The 23,312-nt window shown below is 60.5% G+C and carries 20 protein-coding genes and 1 pseudogene; 19 read left to right on the top strand and 2 right to left on the bottom strand.

Annotated features, from left to right (window positions below; all coding sequences use genetic code 11):
- The first annotated feature begins 136 nt into the window (after positions 1–136).
- The 19 genes and pseudogenes from QNJ86_RS12980 to QNJ86_RS12895 all read left to right on the top strand — a co-directional run bounded on the left by QNJ86_RS12980 (position 137) and on the right by QNJ86_RS12895 (position 20,453).
- On the top strand, positions 137–814 hold the full coding sequence (locus tag QNJ86_RS12980) for a site-2 protease family protein (RefSeq protein ID WP_283833069.1): 678 nt from the start codon (positions 137–139) through the stop codon (positions 812–814).
- Positions 815–823: 9 nt separating this feature from the next.
- A complete protein-coding gene (locus QNJ86_RS12975; RefSeq protein ID WP_283833068.1) occupies positions 824–1,618 on the top strand; it encodes a segregation and condensation protein A in 795 nt (264 codons plus the stop codon).
- A gap of 6 nt (positions 1,619–1,624) precedes the next feature.
- Complete coding sequence (scpB, locus tag QNJ86_RS12970) at positions 1,625–2,488, top strand: SMC-Scp complex subunit ScpB (RefSeq protein WP_283833067.1); 864 nt, start codon at positions 1,625–1,627, stop codon at positions 2,486–2,488.
- Positions 2,489–2,683: 195 nt separating this feature from the next.
- The gene (locus tag QNJ86_RS12965) at positions 2,684–3,502 is read left to right on the top strand and encodes a pseudouridine synthase (protein ID WP_283833066.1); all 819 of its coding nucleotides are present in this window, start codon (positions 2,684–2,686) and stop codon (positions 3,500–3,502) included.
- An 89-nt stretch (positions 3,503–3,591) separates the two neighbouring features.
- A complete protein-coding gene (locus QNJ86_RS12960) occupies positions 3,592–4,767 on the top strand; it encodes a prephenate dehydrogenase/arogenate dehydrogenase family protein (protein ID WP_283833065.1) in 1,176 nt (391 codons plus the stop codon).
- The gene (aroA, locus tag QNJ86_RS12955) at positions 4,757–6,094 is read left to right on the top strand and encodes a 3-phosphoshikimate 1-carboxyvinyltransferase (protein ID WP_283833064.1); all 1,338 of its coding nucleotides are present in this window, start codon (positions 4,757–4,759) and stop codon (positions 6,092–6,094) included. The genes QNJ86_RS12960 and aroA overlap by 11 nt, the downstream gene beginning before the upstream one ends.
- Positions 6,091–6,849 carry a (d)CMP kinase gene (gene cmk, locus QNJ86_RS12950; RefSeq protein WP_283833063.1) on the top strand — a complete coding sequence of 253 codons (759 nt, stop codon included), beginning with the start codon at positions 6,091–6,093 and terminating at the stop codon, positions 6,847–6,849. Before aroA ends, cmk begins: the two co-directional genes overlap by 4 nt.
- Positions 6,850–6,857: 8 nt before the next feature.
- Positions 6,858–7,892 (top strand): lysophospholipid acyltransferase family protein, encoded by a 1,035-nt coding sequence (locus QNJ86_RS12945; RefSeq protein ID WP_283833062.1) that lies wholly within the window; start codon positions 6,858–6,860, stop codon positions 7,890–7,892.
- Complete coding sequence (ispH, locus tag QNJ86_RS12940; RefSeq protein ID WP_283833061.1) at positions 7,889–8,731, top strand: 4-hydroxy-3-methylbut-2-enyl diphosphate reductase; 843 nt, start codon at positions 7,889–7,891, stop codon at positions 8,729–8,731. The genes QNJ86_RS12945 and ispH overlap by 4 nt, the downstream gene beginning before the upstream one ends.
- 674 nt (positions 8,732–9,405) lie before the next feature.
- Positions 9,406–9,567 (top strand): annotated as a pseudogene (locus tag QNJ86_RS13960) (hypothetical protein); the annotation flags it as partial.
- A 33-nt stretch (positions 9,568–9,600) separates the two neighbouring features.
- Complete coding sequence (locus tag QNJ86_RS12935; RefSeq protein WP_283833085.1) at positions 9,601–12,270, top strand: leucine-rich repeat protein; 2,670 nt, start codon at positions 9,601–9,603, stop codon at positions 12,268–12,270.
- Positions 12,271–12,385: 115 nt separating this feature from the next.
- Complete coding sequence (locus QNJ86_RS12930; RefSeq protein WP_283833060.1) at positions 12,386–13,267, top strand: InlB B-repeat-containing protein; 882 nt, start codon at positions 12,386–12,388, stop codon at positions 13,265–13,267.
- 380 nt (positions 13,268–13,647) lie between these two features.
- On the top strand, positions 13,648–14,037 hold the full coding sequence (locus QNJ86_RS12925) for a CdiA C-terminal domain-containing protein (protein WP_283833059.1): 390 nt from the start codon (positions 13,648–13,650) through the stop codon (positions 14,035–14,037).
- Between the two features lie 308 nt (positions 14,038–14,345).
- On the top strand, positions 14,346–15,803 hold the full coding sequence (locus QNJ86_RS12920; RefSeq protein ID WP_420052739.1) for a DUF512 domain-containing protein: 1,458 nt from the start codon (positions 14,346–14,348) through the stop codon (positions 15,801–15,803).
- A gap of 39 nt (positions 15,804–15,842) precedes the next feature.
- Positions 15,843–17,159, top strand: coding sequence for a ribosome biogenesis GTPase Der (der, locus tag QNJ86_RS12915; protein WP_283833057.1), 1,317 nt, complete (start codon positions 15,843–15,845; stop codon positions 17,157–17,159).
- A 9-nt stretch (positions 17,160–17,168) separates the two neighbouring features.
- Complete coding sequence (gene plsY / locus QNJ86_RS12910; protein ID WP_283833056.1) at positions 17,169–17,822, top strand: glycerol-3-phosphate 1-O-acyltransferase PlsY; 654 nt, start codon at positions 17,169–17,171, stop codon at positions 17,820–17,822.
- Positions 17,823–18,078: 256 nt separating this feature from the next.
- Positions 18,079–19,083: an NAD(P)H-dependent glycerol-3-phosphate dehydrogenase gene (locus tag QNJ86_RS12905; RefSeq protein ID WP_283833055.1), complete on the top strand. Its 1,005-nt coding sequence runs from the start codon at positions 18,079–18,081 to the stop codon at positions 19,081–19,083.
- A 153-nt stretch (positions 19,084–19,236) separates the two neighbouring features.
- Positions 19,237–19,605 (top strand): demethoxyubiquinone hydroxylase family protein, encoded by a 369-nt coding sequence (locus QNJ86_RS12900; protein ID WP_283833054.1) that lies wholly within the window; start codon positions 19,237–19,239, stop codon positions 19,603–19,605.
- Between the two features lie 422 nt (positions 19,606–20,027).
- Positions 20,028–20,453: a hypothetical protein gene (locus QNJ86_RS12895; protein WP_283833053.1), complete on the top strand. Its 426-nt coding sequence runs from the start codon at positions 20,028–20,030 to the stop codon at positions 20,451–20,453.
- On the opposite strand, the gene QNJ86_RS12890 is transcribed toward QNJ86_RS12895, so the two are convergent.
- Together QNJ86_RS12890 and QNJ86_RS12885 are read right to left on the bottom strand one after the other, a co-directional pair.
- Positions 20,450–22,513 carry an NAD(P)H-hydrate epimerase gene (locus QNJ86_RS12890; protein ID WP_283833052.1) on the bottom strand — a complete coding sequence of 688 codons (2,064 nt, stop codon included), beginning with the start codon at positions 22,511–22,513 and terminating at the stop codon, positions 20,450–20,452. The genes QNJ86_RS12895 and QNJ86_RS12890 overlap by 4 nt on opposite strands.
- Positions 22,514–22,650: 137 nt before the next feature.
- Positions 22,651–23,139 carry a methylated-DNA--[protein]-cysteine S-methyltransferase gene (locus QNJ86_RS12885; protein WP_283833051.1) on the bottom strand — a complete coding sequence of 163 codons (489 nt, stop codon included), beginning with the start codon at positions 23,137–23,139 and terminating at the stop codon, positions 22,651–22,653.
- Between the last annotated feature and the right edge of the window lie 173 nt (positions 23,140–23,312).

The following is a 23,312-nucleotide window of genomic DNA, read 5'->3' as shown; positions in this document are numbered from 1 at the left end:
GGGCAATCCCCGGTGGTTTTTTCTTTGCGCAGCAGCTTTGCGCGCGCTGAATTCAATGTTCCGCCCTGGCCCTTCTTGTGAAATTTCATCGGTGGGGGGCGCGGGGCGGGTGGGTTGCGTTAGACTGGTCGGCATTATGATATCAATACCCTATCTCATCTGCTCTATTCTCAGCTTCGTGCCGGCCATCGTGTGTCACGAGGCCATGCATGGTTTTGCGGCCTTCAAGCTGGGCGACCCTACGGCTCAGCGCGCGGGGCGGCTGTCGCTGAACCCGCTGAAGCACATCGACCCTTTCGGTACGGTCATCATGCCGCTTCTGCTTATGGCTATGAGCATGCCGGTGTTTGGTTACGCGAAGCCGGTGCCGTACAACCCCGCCTACTTCAAGGACCCGCGCAAGGGCGACCTCATCGTAGGCCTGGCGGGCCCGGCGGCGAACCTCGTACTGGCCATTGTGGGTGCGGTGGTGTTCACGGTGCTTGGGCTGGTGTTGCCGGTGGCGCAGCTGGTGCAAAACGACCTGTTCTATTATTTCTACACCATGTTCTTGCCCATGTTCTCGCTTATTAACCTGTACCTTATGTTCTTCAACTTGCTGCCCATTCCGCCGCTCGATGGCTCGTCCATCTTCGCGTTTATTTTGCCGAAGAAGTACCTGCCGCAGTACTACAAGGTGCAGCAGTATGCGTTTCCCCTGTTCATGATTGTGGTCATTCTGGTGCCGTACGTGCTGCACGTGAACCCCATCGGCATCTATCTGGATGCCACGGCGGGCAACGTGTTCGACCTCTTGTTCTCGTTTGGTCGTTAGCGGGCGCGCGTGTCGTACAAGGTTCGCATAGACAGCTTTGAGGGGCCGTTTGACCTCTTGTTGTACCTGGTCAGCCGTCAGAAGGTTGACATTGGGGCTATCTCCATCACGCAAATTGCCGACCAGTATCTGGCCGAAGTGTCGCGCATGGACAACCTCGACTTGGACGTGGCCAGCGACTTTCTGCTGGTGGCGTCCACGCTTCTGGAAATTAAGGCCGAAAGCCTGCTGCCGCGCGAGCGCGATGCGGTAGACGACGACATCGCCGAACTCGCGCCCAGCGAGGCGCGCGACATGCTGGTGGAGCGCCTGCTCACGTACAAGCAGTACAAAAATGCGGCCTCCACGCTGCTCGCTCGCTTCGTGGCCGAGGGCCGCATGCACGCGCGCCCGTTCGGCCCCGACGCGTGTTTCCTCAACCTCATGCCCGACTATCTGGAGGGCGTCACGCTGGATGGCCTGGCGCTTCTGGCTGCGCGCGCCTACGCGCGCCGCGAGGTGTTCCTGCTGGAATCCGAGCACATCGCCGCGAAACCCATCCCGGTGGAGGTGCACGTACGCGCCATTCACCAGCGCATTCGCAACAAAAAGCGCCTGCGCTTCTCGGAGTTGGTGGACAATCGCACGCCACTGCCCGTGGTGGTGGTCACGTTTTTGGCGGTGCTGGAGCTATACAAGCGCGCCATGGTGAACGTGGAGCAGCGCGAGCAATTCGGCGACATCGACATCCGCTACATCGAAGGGTCGGGCGAACTGGTGCTCACGGGCGACGACGCGCTGACTTCGGTGGGAGAAGGGGAGTAATCGGCCATGTTCCAAGGTTTGCAGAAAAGCCAGCTGGCGGGTGCTGTGGAGGCGCTGCTGTTTGTGACCGACGAGCCGGTGGGCACCATTGATCTGGCCGACATGCTGGAGGTGGAACCGGCCGAGGTGGAGCAAACGCTCGTGGAGTTGCGCGCGCGCCTGGAGGCTGAAGAGCGCGGTATTCAGCTGCGCGAAGTGGCCGGCGGGTGGCGTTTGTACACGCACCCGGTGTATCACGAGCTGGTGGAGAAGTACGTGCTGTCGTGGGACACGCGCAAGCTTTCGCAGGCCGCCATGGAAACGCTTGCGGTGGTGGCGTACTCGCAGCCCGTCACGCGTGCTGGCGTGGCCAGCGTGCGCGGCGTGAACTCCGACAGCTCCATAAACTCCCTGGTGGAGAAGGGGCTCGTGCGCGAAGCGGGTACGGCCGACTCGCCGGGCAACCCGGTGCTCTATGCCACGACGCGCGCCTTTTTGGAGAAGTTCGGGCTGCGTTCGACGGCCGACTTGCCCGATTTGGACCAGTTCGCGCCCGATGACGAAACACGCGCGTTCATTCGCGAGCGTCTGTCCGCCACGCGCGAGACGGTGCACGCCGAAGAGCCGCGCGAAGGGGCGGATGAGTTGGAAGGCGTCCAGTTCGACTTCGATGGCGAAGGCGAATCCACGCTCACGCTGGGTGAGCAGCTGGGTGGCGCTGACGACGCTGCGTCTGACCAGGCACTCTTCGCGCGCGTGGACGACGCGGCGGACGAAGCGGCCTCAGATGCCGCCCAGAGCCTGCTCGCCCAAGCCATGGCCTCCAGCTTCGGCCTGGTAGAAAAGATCGACTTCGACTCCCTCACCTTCGAAACCGATGACGAATACTGAGGTTCCGCCGTTCTGCCGAACGGCGGAACATGCCGACGCTGCGGCTTTCCGCAGCACCCAATCTCGACGCTTTTTCGCTTACCCTCACGTGCGAAGCACGCTCGGCCGCGAAACGCGCCGATCTCGGGCACTGCGAAAAGCCTCGCTGACTTTGGAGGACCAGTGAGTGAGAAAATAAATGACCGCATAGTTCCCATGCGTTTGCAGAAGTTTTTGGCGCGCGCGGGGGCGGCGAGCCGGCGCGGGTCGGAAAACCTCATGACGGCCGGGCGCGTCACGGTGAACGGACGCGTGGTTACGGAGCTTGGCAGCAAGGTGGATCCGCTGGTGGACGAGGTGGCGGTGGATGGCATCGTGGTGCGGCTGGCCGATGGCCCCGTTACGCTCATGCTGCACAAGCCGGTGGGCTACGTCACTACGATGTCGGATCCGCAGGGCCGTCCCACCGTGGCCGAACTCGTGCCGGCGGCCGCGCATCCGGGGCTCTTCCCGGTGGGGCGGCTCGACCGCGATACCACGGGGCTTCTGCTGTTCTCCACCGATGGCGAACTGGGTCACGCGCTTCTGCGCCCGCGTGGGCACGTGACGAAGCGCTACCTGGCGCTGGTTGAGGGCCGCCCGACCGCGGAAACCCTCGCGCATCTGCGCGAAGGTGTTGACCTCGACGACGGGCGCACGCTTCCCGCCGAAGCGGAACTTCTGGAAGGCGAAGCGGCGTGTCAGGCGCTCGCGCAGCTTGATGTGCCGCGCACTGCACCGGCGGGTGCCTCGAAGCAGTACGCGCAAGCGTGTTCTAAGCGCGCAAATGAGCGCTCCGTGGTGCTTATCGGCCTTCATGAAGGCAAAAAACGCCAGGTCAGGCGCATGCTTGCGGCGGTGGGACATCCGGTTTTGGCGCTGCATCGCCAATCGTTTGGACCCGTTGAATTGCAGGGCCTGCCGCGAGGTGAGTGGCGTCTGCTTGAGCCTGCCGAAGAGGCAGCTTTGCGCGCTGCCGTCGCCGACACAGAATAATGCTAGAATGATGCGCGAAGGGGCCATTTCGCAGGGCCCTGCGCAAAAACGTTCATACCTATAACACGAGAGAGGGGTGCGCGGGCCGCATGGCGCAGCAGCAACCAACGCAGGAGGAAAGCGGAAGTTTCAAGCGGATAGCAGTGGTGGGTTTCGGCCTTGTGGGCGCATCGTTTGCGGGGGCGGTGTGCGCGGCGCATCCGGACACGGAACTTCTGGCCGTTGACGTGGACGAACGCACGCTCGCGGAAGCTGTCCGGCTCGGCTGGGCCAACGCCGCCGTTAAGCCCGATGACCCCGCGTTTCGCGAATTCGTTCAAAACGGCTGCGACCTCATAGTGCTGGCCGTGCCCGTGCAGGTGGTGGAAGGCTACTTTGAAAGCCTCGCCGCCTGGGGCTACGAGGGTATCATCACCGACACGGCCTCCACGAAGGCCCACGTGTCCGCCATCGCCGCGCGCGTGTTGCCGCACCCCGAAAACTACGTGCCCGGCCATCCCATGGCGGGCTCGGAGGTAAACGGCATCGAAGGCGCGCGTGCCGACCTCTTTAAGGGCGCGCACTGGATTCTCTGTCCCGACGCCGCCACGCCGGCCGAACACTTCCCACGCCTGCACGAGCTGGTCACCTCGCTTGGCGCGCGCGTGATTGCCCTGCCGCGTGAAGATCACGATGAAGCGGTGGCCGTGGTCAGCCACGTGCCGCACCTCATGGCCTCCTCGCTCATGCAGCTGGCCTGCCGCCACGCCGACGACCAGCAGGCCCTCATGCGCCTGGCGGCCGGCGGCTTCAAGGACTCTACGCGCATTGCGGCGGGCTCGCCCGAGCTCTGGTGCGGCATCGCCTTCGACAACCGCGACGCGCTCGCCGATGGCCTGGCGGAAGTGCAGGACATCATCGGCTCGTTCGCCGCTGCGCTCAACGCTGGTGACCGCGGTCGCATGACCGCGCTTCTGGCCGAAGCTGCCGAGGCTCGCCGTGCGCTGCCGGCGGCCTGGGTGCCCTCCACCGAGCGGCTGCTGGAAGTGCGCATTCCCATGGAAGACCGCCCGGGCGTGGTGGCCGAAGTCACCACTATTACCAGTTCAGTGGGCTGCAACATCCAGTCCATCGAGATCGATCACATCACCTCCGACAGCGCCGTTCTCAGCCTCGTGCTCACCGACGAAGGCGACATCGGCCAGCTGTCCGCCCAGCTCATCAACGCCGGGTTCTCGGTATCGTTCAGTCCCTTAACGGCAAAGGAGCACACTCATGTCGCCTGACGCACCCGCCCCATCCCACGCCGTCATAACGCCGCTGCCCGCGCCTTTGCACGGCAGCGCCTCGGTGCCGGGAGACAAGTCCATCTCGCATCGCGCCGTGTTGTTCGCGGCCATGGCGGAAGGCACCTCGCGCCTCTCGGGCGTGCTGGACTCCGACGACGTGCGCTCGTCCATCTCGGCGGTGCGCCAGTTGGGGGCGGAAGCCACGCTGGAGCGCCAACCCGACGGTAGCCTGGCCGGCGGTGTCACGGGGTGGGGGGCGAACGGGCCCGCGCAGCCCGACGCGCCCATCGACTGTGGCAACTCTGGCACCACGGCGCGCCTGCTCATGGGCGTGTTAGCCCCATGGGATGTGGAAGTGGAACTCACCGGCGACGAATCGCTGCAGCGCCGCCCCATGCGCCGCATCACCGCGCCTCTTATGAAAATGGGCGCCAGCTTCCAACCCGCTGGGCGCGAAACGCTGCCGCTGGTAGAGCGCGGTACGCGCAGCCTGCGCGCCATCGCCTACGACGCGCCCATGGCATCGGCCCAGCTCAAAACCGCCGTGCTGCTGGCAGGCGTGTTCGCGAACGGCACCACCACCGTAAACGAGCCCGCGCCCTCGCGCAACCACACCGAACTCATGCTGCCCGAATTCGGCGTGCCCACCACGGCCGCCGACCGCACGGCCAGCGTGGAAGGCCCCTGTACGCTCAAGGCCTGCGAGGTGCGCGTGCCGGGCGACCCGTCGTCCGCCGCGTTCATCGCCTGTGCCGCAGCACTCAAGCCGGGCAGCAGCGTGCAGATTGAAAACGTTAGCCTGAACACGGCGCGCATTGGCTTCACGCGCACGCTTGAGCGCATGGGTGCCGACGTGAATGTGCGCCACACCGGCGCGGCGGGCAAGGAGCCCATCGGCATCATTTCGGTGGCCTACACGCCGGCCCTGCACGGCTGCGAGGTGCCCGCAGAAAAGATTGCCTCCATCGTGGATGAGGTGCCCGTGCTTGCGCTTGTGGCGGCTCATGCGCGCGGCCTTACGGTGTTTCGCGACGTCAGCGAGCTGCGCGTGAAGGAAACCGACCGCCTGGCGGCCATTGTGGAGGGCCTTGGCCTTCTGGGCGTGGATGCGTGGGTTGACGGCAACGACCTCTACATTGAAGGTCAGCCGGACCTCACCACCCCGCCGAACCTTACGTTTGACTCCAAGGGCGACCACCGTTTGGCCATGACCTGGGCATTGGTGGGCCTCTGCGGCAAAGAGCCCGTGGCGGTGGAGAACTTCGACTCCGTGAAAATTAGCTATCCCCGATTCCTTAACGATATCGAAAGGTTGGCGCGATGATCATCGCCATCGACGGCCCTAGCGGGGCCGGCAAGTCCACGGTTGCCAAGGCCGTGGCGAAGAAGCTCGGCTTCTCCTGCCTGGATACCGGCGCCATGTATCGCGCGGTGGCTTGGCGTGCCCAGGCCGACGGTGTGGCGCTCGACGACGACGCGGCGCTCGGGCGGCTGGCGCGCACCTACGACATTGCGTTTGGTCACGAGCCGGGCAACCCGGCCCCTAAACAGGTGTTTATTGGGGGTGTTGACGTGACCGACGCCATCCGCACGGCCGCCATCGACCGCGCGGTCAGCCCCGTGTCCGCAGCACCCTCCGTGCGCGAGGCGCTGGTGGAGCAGCAGCGCCGCATCGGGCATGCGGGTAACTACGTGGTGGAAGGCCGCGACATTGGTACCGTGGTGTTCCCCGAGGCAGCGGTGAAGGTGTTTCTCACGGCGTCGGACGAAGAGCGCGCGCATCGCCGCGTGCGTCAAAACGTCGATCGCTCCATCGGTTCCATCGACTTCGACGAAGTGCTGGCTGACCTGCGCCGTCGCGACGAAATAGACTCGTCGCGCGCCACGTCGCCCCTGCGCGCCGCCGACGACGCCATTCACCTGGACTCCACCGGCCGCTACATCGAGGATGTCATCGACGAAATTTGCACCCTGGCCCGCGAGAAGGAACATGTCATCCTGAGCGGAGCCGCCGAAGGCGGCGCAGTCGAAGGATCCCGTGCGGCGACAGCCGGTAAGCTGAGGGAAGACGCGCGATGAGCCTTTTTATGCCCTACGAAAAGATGTGGGACATGCCGTTTGGCGGCACGTCGGACGAAAAACAAGCGCCCCACTGGTCGGGTAACCTCATCTGGGGTTTCCTTACCTTTGTGTTCAAAATCTGCTTCCGCTTTCGGGTGGATAACCGCCAGAGCATCCGCGGCTTCAACGGCAAAAGCGGCGTGGTAGTGGTGGCGAACCACACCTCGTTTCTGGACGTGGCGTTCATGTATCTGGCCACACGCCCACAGCAGTGGCTGCGCTTCATGGGGCGCGAAAGCCTGTTTGACAACGCGCACGGGCTGGTGGGGCAAATCCTCTCGCGCGTGGGAGCATTCCCCGTCAAGCGCGACGCCGCCGACCGCACGGCCATTAAACGCGCCACGCGCATGCTGAAGAACAACGAACTGGTGGGTATTCTGCCCGAGGGTACGCGCCGCGGCAAGGGTACGAAAACGCCCGAAATTCACTCCGGAGCTGCGTTTATCGCGAAGATGGGGCACGCACCCATCCTGCCCATGACGGTGCGCAACGCCGAGAACGTGAAGCGTAAAGGCGAGCGTTTGCGCTTCCCAAAAATCACCATCGAGTACGGAAACCCCGTGGTAGTGAGCGATTTTGATTTCCTGCCGAAGGACGACCGTCTGGAAGCGTGCACGTGGTACGCCATGCGCGAATGCTTCGCGCTGTCCCTGCGCATTCCCCGCGACCAGGTTGACATGCCCGCCCTGTTCCCCGGCGGCCGCGATTTCACCGCTGTGTTCGCCGAACACCCTGTCCCCGACCACACCACAGAAGAACTGGTAGCCGAACTGGAAGCGAAGGTAGCTGCGAAAGCAGCGCGTTCCGCCAACCAGAACGAGATCAGCGCTGCAACCCCCTCTGCCAACCAGAGCAACGAAGGAAGTGGAGCAACTCCTTCTGTCAACCAGAGTGACGAAGGAAGTGCAGCAGCTTCTTCTGTCATCCTGAGCGAAGTCGAAGGATCCCGTGTGGCGTCAGCTGAATCTCCTGCTAGCACGCCAGTTCAGGAGGCCAAATGAAGGTGGTCCTCGCGGAACACGCGGGTGCGTGTTATGGCGTACAGCGCGCGCTTGATATGGCCGTGGCGGCCGCGGGCGAAGGGGAGGGCGCGTCCACGCTGGGCCCGCTCATCCACAACCCGCAGGTGGTGGCCGAACTGGAAGCGCGCGGTGTGCGCGCCGTCGAAGGCCCTGATGACGTAGAGCGCGGTGCTGTCATCATCCGCAGCCATGGTGTCACACCCGCCGTGCGTCGCGCCGTGGTGGCGCGCGACCTGCCGCTCATTGATGCCACCTGTCCCCATGTCGCCCGCGCTCAAAAGGCGGCGGCTGAACTCGCGCGTCGTTGTGGCCGTGTGGTTGTGGTGGGCGAAGAGGGCCACCCTGAGGTAGAAGGCCTGGTTGCGCACGCGCGCGAGGCTGGGGGAGAGGTGGTTGTGGTGGCCAGCCCCGCCGACCTTCCGGCACACCTGGAAGCACCCGTGGGCATCGTCGTGCAAACCACGCAAACGCGCGAAGCGCTCGACGCCATCGTGGCCGAACTGGAAGCGCGCGGCATTCAGCCCGAGGTGAAAAACACCATCTGCTTCGCCACGCGCCAGCGCCAAGAGGCCGCCGCCGCGCTTGCCGACAAGGTGGACGCCATTGTGGTTATCGGTGGCCGTAACTCGTCGAACACAACGCGCCTCGCCGACATCTGCGCCGCCGCCTGTCCGCGCACGCACCACATCGAGTCGCCGGAAGAAATCGACCCCACCTGGTTCGCCGGCTGCTTCACCGTAGGCGTAACCGCCGGCGCCTCCACTCCGGAAGTGCAGATATCAGCCGTCGTCGCCCGCCTCGAGGCCCTGGAAGGCTAGCGCAGTTCCGGAGGCGGCGGACGCCGCCCCGTGGCATACTTTGTGGAGAAATAATGGAGGAGCGCAGGTTTAAAAGACGGCTCTTATTGCGGTGTAGGGGAGATGTTCTACCTGCGGGAATGAGGGATTCAACACGGGGTTGTCCTTGCTTCAGCCAAGAAAGGTCACTCTTCACAATCCCAAATCGCGTGCTACTATGCCGACTATATACCGCATGTAAGCGACGGACCGGGAAACGATGTCGTGGCGGTGTAAACGGGAAGAAGCACTACAAAAGGACAAGGGATAACCATGCGAAACCGAATGACACGGTACGGCAAAGTTGCATGCGTAGCTACGCTTACGCTTGCTTTGGCTGCCGGTCCACTACCTGCCTTCGCAGGTACCGCAGAATCCGAAAATCTCCGGGGGGGGGGGGCTTTCTGAGCCTCTAGCCGCCCAAGGCGAAACCCCAGGAACTACCAGTACTGAATCTCTTGCGACTTCGGTCGCCCTTCTCGAATCCCAAACCACAGGATCACTCCCACTCGTCCAAGGAACTCCTAAAGCAACACTTGGCACCTTTGTGTCTGAAGGTCTTGTTTTCGAAGTAAACGAAGACGGCGCATCAGTTTCTTTGGTTGGCGTCCACGCCACCGATCTCAAAAACATCTCCGTCCCCACCCAGGTTGCTAGTGGTAGCGACACTTATACGGTCACTGCTGTTAAAACCCTTGCGGGGGGGGGGGGCATTCACTGATTCTTGCGTAGAGTCTCTTTCTCTCCCTGAAACAATCAAAGATATCAATGACGAGGCGCTCAAAGGTTGCTCGTCACTCAAGCATGTCCAGATAAGCCCCAAGTGTGAGGGCTTTTCGTCGTTGGACGGCATGATCTTCTCTAAGGATTACTCGCATCTCCTGCTCATTCCCGAGGGCAAGGAGGGTGCTGTTACCATCCCCGGTTCTACCAAATTCATTCCCGCCCAGGCATTGTCCCTGTGCCATCTGGGTACCTCACTCTCTTTCGGGGATGGCAGCACCGCATTTGCAAGCTACGACAGAATGTTATTTTCAAAGAATATGAAGACGTTGGTTGCCTGCCCGCCGGCTTACGGGAAAGCCGTCGTGTTGCCATCCGAGACTGAGGCAATCGGCGAGTACGCGCTTGCTGGCTGTAAAGACCTTGCATCAATCACGGTGTTGGGCAACGTTCAATCAATCGACCCCACAGCTTTCGCTGATGAGGTCAAAGCCTCAGCTGTTGTGGCGCTTCCAGCAGGTGAAGACTTCGAAACTCGCAAGTCCATCTGGGAGAGCGCTGACTTCCAGCACTTCGCTGAACCAGCTCAACCTGGTGCAACGACAAACTCTGATGCCTCCAATGAAACCAGCGGCCTAGCCTACACCCTACTAGACGACTACACTCTCTCCGTCTCCTGGCAAGGCAAAGACGACCCCGAGGCCAACCTCGAAGTCCCCGCCTCCGCCGAGATCAACGGAGTCCCTTACCGCGTGAGCACCATAGCTGAGAACTCTTTCGCAAACCGCGGCTCCCTTACGAGTGTCAAACTCCCCTCAACCATCGCCACCATCAACAACGCCGCCTTCGCCGGTTGCGCCAACCTCTCAACCATCGAGTTCCCCAACACCCTCCGCGCCATCGGCGAGCACGCTTTCGAAGCCACGTCCCTCAAAAACGTGTGGCTTCCCACCAGCATTGAGACAATCGGCTCCCGCGCCTTCGCGTCCTGTTCATCACTTGAGCGCGTGGTTGCTCTCAATACTTCCGAAGTCGCCAGCGATACTCTCGCAGGCTGCACCAACGTCTCGATCTACGTCCCTACAGGCTCCGAGGATTTCTGGAATCCCGGCCTTCCCTCCGATAACAACCACCTTATGTCTTATGGCATCTCCCTTTCAGAAGAACCTCTCACTATCGAAGCCGGTCAAGAGGCTGACTTGCTAGAAGGCGGCAATCTCCAAGCGCCTGACCCCGTAGAGACCTCCTTCTCCTACGCCGCAGCTCCTTTATCAGTAGATGCTGGTTACGTCAGCGCCAAGAAAGCAGGAACTACTGATGTCACTACCGTTCTCTCCTTGGAGGGTGTCGAACTCGCTCGTGCAGCCCGTACGGTGGAAGTTGCTCCGAGCCCCGAAGGGGAGGCCGACATCGCCATCCTTAACTCCGAGGTGCCCTTGCCCTCTGCCTATCTTGCTGGTGCTGACACCCAAATCAGCGTTGATAGCCCTTTGAATGTCACTTTTGGCCAAGACGCCCCCTACGATGTAGCGGAGGGCAAAGCTCCCGAATCTATGAAGTCCTTTGCATCATTTAGAAACAACATGGATTATCCTGTACAGCTTGCGCAAGTCGAATGCACGTCGCAATTCCTCAGCACTGTTCTTCTGCCGAATTCCGGTGCTGCTGTGAATAATGTTTTGGACCAAAAGATATTCAGCCTCTATCCCGAGGGTGCCGAAGAAAAAGCTGTCCACTTTGGCTACAACTCTTCCGTAAATAATAAGATCCCTGATGATCCAAGTGCTTTCACCATCCTGCCTAACACTTTGTCCTCTTTTATCTTTCGCTTAAATCTCACCAACGACAAAACACTTGCTGATGCCAAGGTGAATCCAGGTGTTCTTAAAGGCGCCATCACGTCGTTAGACCTTGCTTCTGTAGTTTGCACCTTTGAGCGGTCGAGTTTTTATCTGAAGGACAGCACGGGTCGTTGTTACACACTTGCCGAAGTCAAAGCACATGCTGAAGATATATCCAAAAACGAGAAAGCTTCACCCTACTGGAATCAATACGAAGCCTATCTCAATGATGACGCATCCTACACCTGCCAGACCGTCTGGAAGGGTACTCCCTATGACGTGCGCATCATTGGCATCAACCATGATGAACTTTCTGAACCGGCTGCTGACGACTGCAAAACGGCTGGCCTCACCTTCCAGTTCGTGAATCTGCTCAATACGCCTTATTCTATGAACAGCCTCTTGGTTGAAGACAGCGCCACCAATGCAGGTGGTTGGGGTGCAAGCGAACTACGCGCAAACATGAATCCCGGTAAGGATAATCCCTTTTACGGAAGCGACACTGACGCCATCTGGGGACAGGTTCCGAAAGACTTGCAAGATTCTATCGCTGTTGTCAAGAAGTACTACAACACAACGTGGGACAGTAAAGATGATTCTACCGTGGCTATCTCCAGCGACAAGCTCTTTATTGCAAGCTATTACGAACATACTGGTTCGGTCTATACCGGCAACAATGGATGGTTGCATGCACAGCCCTGGCTTGTTTGTGAGGGCAAACAGTATGCTTACTGGTCTGGGAAAGTGGAAAGAAACACCGGTGAAAATACGTACCTCAAGAAGGTAAAACAGGTAAATGCTACTGGCTCTATTCCTTCATCAGGTGATACATGGTGGCAACGTACAGTGGATATGGGTAACCCAGAGGACTTTCTTCGCGTGGATTCGAGTGGTTCTCCCTCTGCCGGCAGCAACGCTTCGGGCCGTTACGATGTGTGCCCCTGCTTCTGTCTTTAATTCAGTATCTCGAACCTGCCGGCGGTGTGCTCCCCGGCAGGTTTACCTCTTTGCAACAAAAGCAGGTACCTCGCAGTTTTCGGCTGTCGGGTTGGAAGAAAGGAACGTGCTAGTTATGCTGAGCACGAGATATATACCGAAGTCACGCACGCAGCGCATGCTGTCCGCGCTTTTGTTTCTCCTTGTTTCAGTAGTTCTGGCGTTTACCTTGCCTGTTGCAAGGGCACTTGCTGCTGACACGGGAAGTACGCTGCTTGGCATTCTTGTAGTTGACTCCAGTAAGGGTCAAGGCGGCTCTGGTAACGATGCAACAAAACTCAGCATTCTTGTGACGAACTCTGCGATCTATACCATTACGTTAAGCAGCAACGGTGGCGATGGGCCGAACTCAACTATTGATGTTGCTTACGGTAAAGTTCCGGACAAGGTGCCGAAGCCGGAGCGGACTGGCTATACGTTCTTGGGTTACTTCGACAAGCCAACTGGCGGCACGCAGTACTATGACCAGGAAGGCGTAGGGGTGCACATTTGGGATAAGAATTCGGACGCCACGCTGTATGCTCACTGGGCCTTAAAGATAAAGTGCAGCTTTCCAACTTCCGCACTTATTCAGGTAAATGCTTTAGGGGAGGTCACTGGTCAGAAAAACCTTGAGTTTTCTTCCACAAGCGCGGGAGCTATTAAGGTAACCGCAGTTGAAAGTTCACAGGATTCCGGAGCTGACTCACTGTTTGTCGGTGTTGCAACCTTGCACGGTACGCGCATTCTGCTGACGCCGCCTGCGGCCTCCGGATCGACCGTTCAGGTTCCTCTCACGACGGCAACAACAACCATTCCTGGTGAAGGTTGGACTATTGCTGCGGGAACCATCGATAACCCATCCACGCTCTTGGTCGATTTCAGTCTGTTTTTGCCGGATGGAGCCCAACTCAACTACCTCGCAGGAGATGGCGAAGTTTCTGTAGCTAACCTCTCCTACGTGGTAAGTACCGCCTGAGCCTCCTAGAGGCGGCAACCAGCGGCCGGGACACCCGCCCTGCCACAATCCCAACAGGCGCGCCTCCCCATCACAGGCGCGCCTGTTGTGGTTTCTGGTGATCCCAGTGTCTCGATTGCCGTAAATCGTGTCGTTGTTATATGCTTCGTCCCCAATTCAGGGACAAACAGTGTGTAAGTGCGTCACACAGTTTGGGAAAATCGCCCACGGCTACAGTAATACTATAAAATTTTATAGTATTACTGCTAAAACGTAATTGTCGGAAATACTATAATTCGCGTTCATTTAACTCGATGGGATAAAGAACCAAGAGCACTAGCTATAATAAATAATGATTAAAATAGTCAAATTAGTATGTTGTTAGTTGTATACTAAGGAATATGAAATGCGATTCCGGAAAAATAATTATTTCGCCAGGTCTCAATATTTGGGATCAAGAATATGAAAGCGCTCAAGCACTTGCGAAAGTTGGTATAACAGTAGAATTCATTCGCCGAAGCGAAGAAAACAGAAGAACCTCTGCAGATGTACTTATTAATGGACTTGTTTGGGAAATGAAAGCTCCGAAGGCAGACAACGTACGGGCTATTGACCGCAACATACGTAGAGCATTGCATCAATCACCGAACATTATTATCGATGCTCGGAGAATGAAAAAGCTACCAGACGAGGTGATCGAGCGTGAACTCAGAAAACATGCTCGGGAGATGAGAAGTATCAAGCATTTGTGGTTTATTAATCGTCAGAGAGAAATCATTGACATCAAGTGAAATCGCAGTAGTATGTAGTTTAGCAAAGCGCCCGAAAGGTATGTATTTTACCTCCTCCGGCGCTTTCGTTGTTTTATTCCAAAGTTTTTAAGGCAAATTCAGATCGAATTGATTTATCAAAATACTAATTGGTTGCATTTAATCTTGTATTGTCATTTCCTTTTAAAGAGGGCTTATCGAACTCTTGAGTTCTGGGTAGTGCGGTTATTTAATACTATAAAATTTTATAGTATTAATGCGAAAACGTAACTGGGTGAAAATACTATAAGTGCGCTTTTGTTGAATTTAGGGCGAGTTCTGAAAGGACGTTGGTGAGCACCTATCCGTCGAAAGATATTGTTGATCAGGCCGAAGGGGCTGCGCGGTGCCGTGCATGTGCGGAGGAGCCGCGGGCGCGGATTGTGGCGGTGGCTCCGGACAGCCCGGCTTTCGACGCGGGGTTTGAGCCGGGGTGCTTTATAACCAGCGTGGACGGGCAGCCGTTGCGCGACCTCATCGACTGGCGCTGGCTTTCGGCAGATGATGAGGTGGAACTGGGCTACCTCGACCTCGATGGCGATGCGGGCACGGTGGTGCTCGAACGCGAACTGGGGGAGGACTGGGGCCTGGAATTCGACGGCGTGGTGTATGACGGCGTGCGCCAGTGTCGCAACGCGTGTACCTTTTGCTTCATGCGCCAGCTGCCGGACGGCATGCGCCCCTCGCTCAGCCTGCGCGACGACGACTTCCGCCTGAGCTTCCTCTCGGGTACGTTTGTCACCTTTACGAACCTCACTGCCGCAGATGAAGGGCGCATCATCGAACAGTGTATCTCGCCGCTGCGCGTGTCGTTGCATGCGGCTGACGCCGAGGCGCGCCGACGGCTTATCGGCAAACATGCAGCTCACGGGCTGGCGGCACTTGATCGGCTGCTTGCTGCGGGCGTGGAATTCCACGCGCAGATAGTCCTCGTGCCGGGCGAAAACGACGGCGAGGTGCTCACCGACACGCTTGAGTGGGCGTTTGTGCGCCCCGGCATTCTGGATGTGTGTATTGTGCCGCTGGGCTACACGCGCCACCAGAGTGTCTTCACCACCAGCTTCAATGACCCGGCGGCTGCGCGCGGGGTGCTTGACCTGGTGCGTCCCTTCCAGGAGCGCGCGCTTGCCGAGCGTGGCGAAGTGTGGGCCTATCCCGCCGACGAGTTCTACCGCAACGCCTTCGGCGCGCAACTGCTGGACAACCTGCCGCCCACGGAGTTTTACGGCGATTTCGCCATGTTCGAGGACGGCGTGGGTATTGTGCGCTCGTTCGTGGACGACTGGGAAGAAGCCGAACGCACCGGCCTGGTAGCCCGCGCCGCCGATACCCTGCAAACCGCGAACTTGGACGTGCGCTATCTGGTGGGCCAGGCCACGCGCGACTTCCTGACGCCGCTCGTAGCCCGCGGTCTTCTCACCAGCCACTTTGAACCCCTCTTTGTAGACAACCACTTCTTCGGCGGCAACGTGGACGTGACCGGGCTTCTGTGCGGTTGTGACATGGCCGCCGCCATCCGCGCCGCGGAAGCAACGCGCACCGCCGCCGCCGCGCTCAACGCGCACGATACACTCCCGAGCCCTTCCGCCCTCTACCTCATTCCGCGCGTCGTGTTTAATGACGATGCGGTGACGCTCGATGGGATGACTTTGGAGGATATGGGAAAGCGGTCGGGCGCGCGTGTGGCCGTGGTATCCTGTAACGCAACCGATTATCTGAGCGAGATCATCGACCTGGCCGGACGCTGAAGCCGGCCCCTAACCGAACCGTTATTTGTGAGGACAACCATGCCTTTACCACTCGTCGCGGTGGTGGGACGGCCGAATGTCGGCAAGTCCACCTTCGTGAACCGCATAGCCCAGGCCGACGAGGCCATCGTCCACGAGATGCGCGGCGTCACGCGCGACCGCTCGTACCATGAAGCCGACTGGAACGGCGTCGAGTTCAAGCTCGTCGACACCGGCGGTATTGAGATGGGCGACGACGACGCCTTCCAAGGATCCATCCGCAACCAGGCGCTGGCCGGCGCAAACGAAGCCGACGTCATCATCTTCTTGGTGGACGGCAAAACCGGCATCAACGCCGACGACGAAGAGGTGGCGCGCATCCTGCGTCGCACGAAGAAGCCCGTGTTCCTTGCCGTAAACAAGATGGACACGCCCAACCGCGACGACGAGTTGTGGGAGTTCTACCAGCTGGGGCTGGGGGATCCGTGGCCCGTGTCGGCTACGCACGGCCACGGCACCGGCGACTTGCTGGATGCCCTGGTAGAAGAGTTGCGTCGCGTGGAACTGTCAGAAGAAAATGACGAAGATGATGGCATCAACGTGGCCATTATCGGCCGCCCGAACGCCGGCAAATCCTCGCTCACGAATCGCCTGACGCAAAACGAGCGCTCCATCGTGTCTGATGTGGCCGGCACCACGCGCGATGCCATCGATACGCACATCACGCACAACGGCCAGCGCTACACCATCGTGGACACGGCGGGCCTGCGCCGCAAGAGTCAGATCGATGAAGACGTGGAATACTACGGGTTCGTGCGTGCCATGCGCGCCATCGACCGCGCCGACGTGGCGCTGTTGGTGATTGACTCCACGCTGGGCCTCACTGACCAGGACCAACGCGTGGCAGGCTTCGCGGCCGAGCGCGGGTGTGCCATGGTCATTGTGCTGAACAAGTGGGACCTCGTGGAAGGCCCCGAGGCCAAAGCCGAAATCCGCGAGCGCATTGCCGACCGCCTCATGTTCGTGGGCTACGCTCCCATCATCGCCATCTCGGCGCTCACCGGCAAAAAGGTGGATCGCATCTGGGAAGCCATCGACGAGGCCTACGAGAACTTCAACCGCACCATCCCCACCAACAAGCTGAACACGTGGCTGGCCGAAATCCGCGAAAGCGGCCACACGGTCACCAAGGGCAAAGTCATCCTGCGCATGAAGTACGTGACGCAAACCGCCACGCGCCCGCCGCAGTTTACGTTCTTCGCGAACCGCCCCGACGTGGTCACCGACAACTTCGAGCGATTCCTGGAGAACCGTCTGCGCGAAAGCTTCGACTTGGTGGGCACGCCCATTAAACTGAAGTTCAAGAAGAAGGACTAAGGAAGAGGAATGCAGGACTTGCTGGTTGCAGCCGCGCTGTTTGTTGCGGCGTTCCTTCTGGGGTCGATCCCCTGGGGCCTTATCATTTCGAAGGTGTTTTACCACACTGATTTGCGCGAGCACGGCTCGGGAAACATTGGCACCACGAACGCCATTCGCACCATGGGTAAGGTGGGTGGCTACGCGGTGTTCGTGCTGGATTTCGGGAAAGGCCTTCTGTCCGGGCTTCTGGCCTGGGCGTTTGCATGGAACTTCCTGCCAGGTGCGGGCCTTGTGCCGGGGGCGCTCGTCAGCTATGACACCATGCTTGCTGTGGCGTTTCTGGGCTGCACGTGGGGGCATATCTTTAGCCCGTGGCTAGGATTTAAGGGCGGCAAGGGCATTGCGGTTGCCGTTGGCTGCTTGTTTGTGACGTTTGGCTGGGTGGGCGCCTGCCTGGAGCTTTTGCTGTTCGCCGTGTTGGTGGTGACGACGAAGCACGTGTCGGTGGGTTCCATCGCCGCGGCCGTGGCGTGCCCGTTTTTCGCGCTGTACTTTTTCTGGGGCGACTGGATTGCCTGGGCATGCTGCACACTGGCGGCCCTCACCGTCATCTGGGCCCACCGAAGCAACATCAAACGCCTGATGTCCGGCGAAGAGAGTAAAATCGGGAGTCGTTCGTAGGGGCGCTCTCCAGAGCGCCCGTTCCGCCGAAGGCGGAAAACCAGTGTCGGTTTTTCGCAATTTGCGGGGGAACTACAACAACAATTTTCCTTGCAGGTGCTCCGTAGGGCAAGGGTTCTACCCTTGCCGCTCAACGAGAATAAACCTGCTGGTCAAACGTGGTTGACGGCAAGGGCAGAGCCCTTGCCCTACGGTTAACCTACGAACGGTGCTTGCTCGCTGACGTTACGAACGACCTGGGTGGAAAGGGATGGACATGAAAATTGGCGTCATTGGTGCGGGGTCGTGGGGGACGGCGTTGGCGCAATTGTTGGCCGGCAACGGGCACAACGTGGGGCTGTGGGCACGCAAGCCCGAAGTGGTGAAGGCTGTCAACACCAAGCATCACAACCCGCGCTACCTAACCGAAATCGCCCTGTCCGAAAACATTGTGGCCACCGTCTCATACCAAGACGCCCTTCTGCGCTCGCGCGCGGCCGTCGTTGTGACGCCGTCGAACCTGCTACGTGGTGTCGCCTGCGCGCTCGCCGATGTGGTGGACGCCGAATTCCCCGTGATCATCTGCTCGAAAGGTGTCGAAGAGGGCAGTGGCCTTTTGCCGGTGGAAGTGTTCGAAGCCGAAATGGGCAACGCAGCGCGCTTCGCGGTGTTGTCGGGCCCGAACCACGCCGAAGAAGTGATCAAAGGCGTGCCGTCCGGCACGGTTATTGCCAGCCCCTCGTCTGAAACGGCTGAACTCTTCCAGGAGTTGTTTGCCACGGACACCTTCCGCACCTATACGAGCGACGACGTGTGCGGCGTGGAGCTGTGTGCGGCGTTCAAGAACGTCATCGCCATTGCGGTGGGCATGTCCTATGGGCTGGGCTATGGTGACAACACGGCCGCTATGCTTATGACACGTGGCCTGGCCGAGATGAGCCGCCTCGTGGTGCGCGCCGGCGGCGAGGCGCTCACGTGCATGGGGCTGGCTGGCACGGGTGACCTCATTGCCACCTGCACCTCCGAGCATTCGCGCAACCGCCGCTTCGGCAAAATGGTGGCCGAGGGCATGACGCTGGCCGACTTCACCAACGAAACGCACATGGTGGCCGAGGGCGCGCTTGCGTGCAAAACGCTGAGCACGCTGGCCGAGCGCTACGGCGTGGAACTGCCCATCACCGATGTGGTGCGCAGCATTGTGTGGGAAGGCGCCGATCCGCGCGACGTGGCGCACGCGCTCACCAGCCGCCCGCTGACCACCGAATTCTACGGGCTTTCTTGACGTCCGCGTAACAACGCGTTGACCGGGCCTTTACCAAACCCGGCAAAGCGTTGCGACGCCTCTGGGCCTCGCCTATGCTGGGTCTCGCTTGATAACGAAGACCTCTTCCGCCCCTCGATGTACCGGTGCGGTTGCCTTGAGAAGGAGCGAGAAATGCCCAGTTTCGCCAACCCGTTTGTCGCTAACGTGCCGCGCACGATGACCAAGGGTGAGCTTGTCCAAGCGATCCGCGTGGATCTGGCAAGCGAGCTTGAGGCCGCGCTGCTGTACGAGGCTCACGCGGCGGCCACCGATGACGAGGTGGCGCGCAAAGTGCTTCTTGACATTGCGAACGAGGAAAAAGAGCACATGGGCGAGTTGCTCGCGCTGTTGGAGTACCTTGATCCTTCTGAGGCTGACCACTTCGCCGAGGGTGTGGGCGAAGTCAAAGATATGATGGATGAGCTGGGCGTTCAGTCGTCAGCCGCCCAGGATATTCTCGGCAGCGTGGTCAGCAAGGATGCCGACGCGTCCCAAGGATAACCCCCCCAAACCTATTCGAGTGTCCCGTCGTCTCGTCTCTCGTGTGAACCCCCCTCTCTCTCAAACCTCCCGACGGGCACGATGAGCATGCGCACCTTCCCCTTCTCCTCTGTGCGTACTGCCTAGCCCTCCTTCGGACCCCCCATCCGAAGGAGGGCCTTTTTTATGGGGAAAAAGCGATGCGTTTGTGCTTGCTCCTGCGTCACACTTTTATCGCGAGCGCGGGCAACCGCCTGCAAATCCCCGTAAACACCACCAAGTAAACCGCTCACCGAACGAAGGAGCCGCCAAGCGCTGGGGGGGGGGGGGCTTGATTCTTCGCTATACTGGGTTGAAGTGTTCGTTGAGGGGAAGGGTCCTCTTTGCGGGGCGCTTGCCTGGGCTCAAAGGGTAAAGGTTTCGAAGGAAGGGAAGGATGTGCTATGCGAGGAAAACTGAAACTGGTGGTGGCACTAGCAGCAGCTGCGGTGGTGGCGCTCTGTGTGGTGGGGTGCTCATCGGGTGGCGGCGAGCAGGCAACCACGGGCTTGCCGTCGTGGGCCAACGAGGCCGAATTGACCGAACGCGGGCTTGAGGTGGCCGACGCGCTCGTGGCGCGCGACTACGACAAGCTGTATGAACTGGTGAAGATGGAGGGCACCTCGGCGGAGGACCTGGCCAAAACCATTGATCCGGCGCTCGACAAATGCGGCGAGTTCAAAAGCTACGGCGACGTGTCGTTTTTGCAGGACGAGAGGGACGGTCGCGAATTTGTGACCGTCGTGCAAATCATTGAATTCGAGAACGTGTCCGATCCCATGCGCGTGAGCTACTACGAAGACGGAACCTGCTGCGGCTTCTATATCTAGTTCTTTGTTGCGGGGCGCTCGTGCGTCTCCGCAAGTTCCGGTGTACCTTCCTCGTTCTGCGCTCGCAGGCGGGGAAGGTACGTGGCTACGTCAACGTCGAGTTTCGCCAGCTTAACGGCACCGGTCCAGCGCGCGGCGGCGGGAACGGTGAGGCCGGGCTTGAAGGCCAGCATGGTTACCGTGGCATCGGCCGCGAAGCAGGGTCGCGCGGCCATGCCGGTCTGTGCCGAAAGTCCGCTCGGCACATCTACCGCCACGGCGAAGGGAGCACCCTCCACCCGTCGCGGCACGCCGCGCCGGCGCTCGTGGTCGCCCCGCTCATGCGAGCGCTTGCGGTGCCGCCCGCGGCCCTTTCCGCGCGCTCCCTCGAAGCGTCGCCGGTTCGCAGCGCGAATCCAGCTGGCATAGGGTTCGCGCACTTCATCGCCCGAAAAGCCTGTTCCCAAGAGGGCATCCACCACGGCCGCCGCCTTGTCGATGGTGTCGTTCAGCACGTCGGTGTCGGGCGCGATGAGTACCGTCAAGGGTAGCCCGCGCTCGGCCGCATCCGAAAACACCGCGGCCGCCGTTGAGCGTGCCGGCTCAGCGCGCAAACGTTCGGCCAGGTCGGGTGCCACCAGCGTGACCGGATAGCCCGCTAGCGCCAACTCGCGAGCACACACCCAACCGTCACCCCCGTTGTTGCCTGCGCCGCACAGCACCACGACGCGCGCCGGATCGGGCACCCACGTGCGCACCTCTTCGGCCACCGCCTTGCCCGCGCGATCCATGAGCGCCGAAAGCGGTGTGCCGTCGGCCTCGATGGCGCGCTCAAGGGCCACCACCTCGGCCACGTCAAGCGCGCTGCGGCGCTCGCGCATCTCTTCCACACCGGCGCACGTCATAACGCGTGTGCCGCTCAACAGGCCATTAAGCATAATGAACGGGCGCTTCAAGCGCCACGCACGCACGGCGCGCACGAAAAGCGAAACCACCCACGCCGCCATCACTGCGCACCATACCACCACAAGCGCCGTGCGATACTGCACTGCAAGGCTGGCAATGCTTCCCATCTCGCTGGCGGTGCTCGCGTCAAGCCGGGTGATGCCCGTCAGAAGGGCGAGCGGCGCTATCACCAGCAGATACAGCAGCCCGTAGCGCGCAAGATAGTGATACCACTTCGCCTGTGACGCGTCCGAGCGCACGATGCGCAGCCGCAGAATCTTTTGGCCCAGCGTTTGCCCCCGCGTGATGGTGGGAATCACCACGAAGAACACCCCCAGCACCAGCAGCTCAAGCGCCCAGGTGGTGAGGTTCTCGAAGCCGCGCTCCGCCGTTGCGGTGCCCGGCACCCCAAACTGGCTCAGGATAAACGCCACCGCAGATGAGGCAATAAACGCGAAAAAGAGGTCGATGAAAAACGACAGCGCGCGCTTCGTCACACTTGCCCGGACACCGGCTTCACGCGCTTCCTCGTTCACCAGACGAATGTCGGGCAGTACGCGCATCGCTGGGCCCACGGCCCAAAAGCCCACCATGGCGCCGAGCGTGTTCAGCAGCAAATCGTCGACGTCGAACAGGCGGTAGGGGTGTGCATAGATTCCCCAGAGCCCGGTGAGCTGCGTCAGCTCAAACGACAGCGTCACCAAAAATCCCAGGCCCAGCGTCTGCCACCACGTGCGCCTGAAGTAGTAGCGTAGATACATGCCCAGCGGCACCAGCAGCAGCACGTTGAACAGGGCCTCGTACACATACGGGTCGCGCAGCACGGGAAGCCACGTGGTGGGGTCGCTTACGGAAAACGTGGTTTCCGCCAGGAATTCCCGCACAAAATTGAACGGCACCAGCTGCGGCGTTTGCGCATAGGGCACCACGGCCGAGCGGTTTTCCGGCAGCGGCAGCAGCACAAGGAAATACGCGCACAGCAGGTAGAACACAAACGAGTACACAATGAACGTGCGCAGCCACGGCACCGATCCAAACTTGCGGTACTGATAAATAAGGTAGGGAAGGGTAATCACCAGTGCCAGCAGCGGAAAGGTGACGGCGGCAATAACAATGTTCGAAACGTAGACGTTCATGCGATGAAGTGCCTTTCGGGCAGGGTCGGGAACAGGGTGGGGTGGAAGCTGGGCTCAGCGGGCTGGCCGTGATGGCCGCGGCGCGTCGATGCCCTCGGCGGGCATGCGGCGCTTCGGGCTGCGGGGCAGGCGAGCTGTCAGCCGGTTTCGCTCGTAAGCGTGTGGCGTTCCAACTCCAGCAGCGCCCCGCGCAGACGCGCGGCGGCGCCAGCGCCGGTGGGCCGGCCGTTCGCACTCACAATGCGGTGGTCGGGCACCAACACGGGAAGCGGGTTCTTGCGCACGGCGGTGCCCACGGAGCGGTAGGACTCAGGCTTGCCGAGCGCGCGCGCCACGTCAGCCGTGGTGTGCGCTTCGCCATAGGGGAGAGCCACCACGGCGTCCCATACGGCCTGTTGAAACGCGCTGCCTTCCGGCGCGAGCGGCACGTCGAACGCTCGCCGTTTGCCCGCGAAGTATTCCAGCAGCTCAGTCGCCGTGCGGTTGGAGAGTTCGCTTGGGTGTCGCTGTCCCTCCAGCTCAACGTCGCCGAACGCCACATTCGTCACGCCGTCTTCCACCGTGCGGATGGTAACGGGTCCGTGTGGGGTGCGGTACACGAAGTACGTGGCGGAACGCGTGGGCATGCGAGCCTTCTTCCAGTCGGTTCCACCTATTATATAGTGTGTCGCCGCGCGCGCCAGCTTGGAGCAGCGGCCTCAACCATCTCTTCGCACTCGCCGTGTGCGTGTGGTTTTCTTCGCGTCGTCGGGGCGCGGCAAAGGGTGCGCGGGCGGGTGCGATAGAATGAGGGCAACGC

This window comes from Gordonibacter faecis (assembly GCF_030077735.1).
GTDB classification, from domain to species: Bacteria; Actinomycetota; Coriobacteriia; order Coriobacteriales; family Eggerthellaceae; genus Gordonibacter; species Gordonibacter faecis.
Note: the sequence above shows the minus strand (reverse complement) of the source record. Positions and strands in the feature narration are given on the sequence as shown.

What these genes read in the sequence shown, in the direction of transcription:
- QNJ86_RS12930 (WP_283833060.1), top strand. Translation starts at nt 12,386, where the DNA reads ATGCTGAGCACGAGATATATACCGAAGTCACGCACGCAGCGCATGCTG.
- scpB (WP_283833067.1), top strand. Translation starts at nt 1,625, where the DNA reads ATGTTCCAAGGTTTGCAGAAAAGCCAGCTGGCGGGTGCTGTGGAGGCG.
- QNJ86_RS12945 (WP_283833062.1), top strand. Translation starts at nt 6,858, where the DNA reads ATGCCCTACGAAAAGATGTGGGACATGCCGTTTGGCGGCACGTCGGAC.
- der (WP_283833057.1), top strand. Translation starts at nt 15,843, where the DNA reads ATGCCTTTACCACTCGTCGCGGTGGTGGGACGGCCGAATGTCGGCAAG.
- plsY (WP_283833056.1), top strand. Translation starts at nt 17,169, where the DNA reads ATGCAGGACTTGCTGGTTGCAGCCGCGCTGTTTGTTGCGGCGTTCCTT.
- cmk (WP_283833063.1), top strand. Translation starts at nt 6,091, where the DNA reads ATGATCATCGCCATCGACGGCCCTAGCGGGGCCGGCAAGTCCACGGTT.
- QNJ86_RS12980 (WP_283833069.1), top strand. Translation starts at nt 137, where the DNA reads ATGATATCAATACCCTATCTCATCTGCTCTATTCTCAGCTTCGTGCCG.
- ispH (WP_283833061.1), top strand. Translation starts at nt 7,889, where the DNA reads ATGAAGGTGGTCCTCGCGGAACACGCGGGTGCGTGTTATGGCGTACAG.
- QNJ86_RS12960 (WP_283833065.1), top strand. Translation starts at nt 3,592, where the DNA reads ATGGCGCAGCAGCAACCAACGCAGGAGGAAAGCGGAAGTTTCAAGCGG.
- QNJ86_RS12925 (WP_283833059.1), top strand. Translation starts at nt 13,648, where the DNA reads ATGAAATGCGATTCCGGAAAAATAATTATTTCGCCAGGTCTCAATATT.
- QNJ86_RS12890 (WP_283833052.1), bottom strand. Translation starts at nt 22,513, where the DNA reads ATGAACGTCTACGTTTCGAACATTGTTATTGCCGCCGTCACCTTTCCG.
- aroA (WP_283833064.1), top strand. Translation starts at nt 4,757, where the DNA reads ATGTCGCCTGACGCACCCGCCCCATCCCACGCCGTCATAACGCCGCTG.
- QNJ86_RS12900 (WP_283833054.1), top strand. Translation starts at nt 19,237, where the DNA reads ATGCCCAGTTTCGCCAACCCGTTTGTCGCTAACGTGCCGCGCACGATG.
- QNJ86_RS12935 (WP_283833085.1), top strand. Translation starts at nt 9,601, where the DNA reads ATGATCTTCTCTAAGGATTACTCGCATCTCCTGCTCATTCCCGAGGGC.
- QNJ86_RS12885 (WP_283833051.1), bottom strand. Translation starts at nt 23,139, where the DNA reads ATGCCCACGCGTTCCGCCACGTACTTCGTGTACCGCACCCCACACGGA.
- QNJ86_RS12905 (WP_283833055.1), top strand. Translation starts at nt 18,079, where the DNA reads ATGAAAATTGGCGTCATTGGTGCGGGGTCGTGGGGGACGGCGTTGGCG.
- QNJ86_RS12895 (WP_283833053.1), top strand. Translation starts at nt 20,028, where the DNA reads ATGCGAGGAAAACTGAAACTGGTGGTGGCACTAGCAGCAGCTGCGGTG.
- QNJ86_RS12965 (WP_283833066.1), top strand. Translation starts at nt 2,684, where the DNA reads ATGCGTTTGCAGAAGTTTTTGGCGCGCGCGGGGGCGGCGAGCCGGCGC.